This is a genomic window from Vibrio sp. 10N.222.52.B7, from assembly GCF_041474275.1.
Classification (GTDB): domain Bacteria; phylum Pseudomonadota; class Gammaproteobacteria; order Enterobacterales; family Vibrionaceae; genus Vibrio; species Vibrio crassostreae_C.
Window position 1 is genome coordinate 1 of sequence record NZ_JBFRTU010000305.1, and the last position, 283, is coordinate 283.

Here is a 283-nt window from a genome sequence, read left to right on the forward strand (position 1 = left end):
ACTCAACTAAAACCAAGCTCGCGATAGCAGAAGATATTACGGGCACTGAACAGTATCGAGTGAGCGTTGTTGATCTTAAAACTCAGCAAGTCACATCAGTAGCTCAAAATGTAGACAGTTCGCTTGCGTGGTCGAAAGACGGTCAATCCCTGTATTTGATTCAACTTGAACAACAAACTTCGAGACCATATGCGCTAACAAAATACTTCTTAAATGAGTCAAAGCCGATTCAATTAACGGAAGAGCTGGATTCCGCTTGGTTGCTTTCGTATTACCTTTCTAG

Annotated in this window: 1 pseudogene; it reads left to right on the plus strand. The window is 41.7% G+C overall.

Annotation, left to right across the window (positions count from 1 at the left end):
- Positions 1 to 283: pseudogene (locus tag AB4512_RS22955) on the plus strand (S9 family peptidase); the annotation flags it as partial.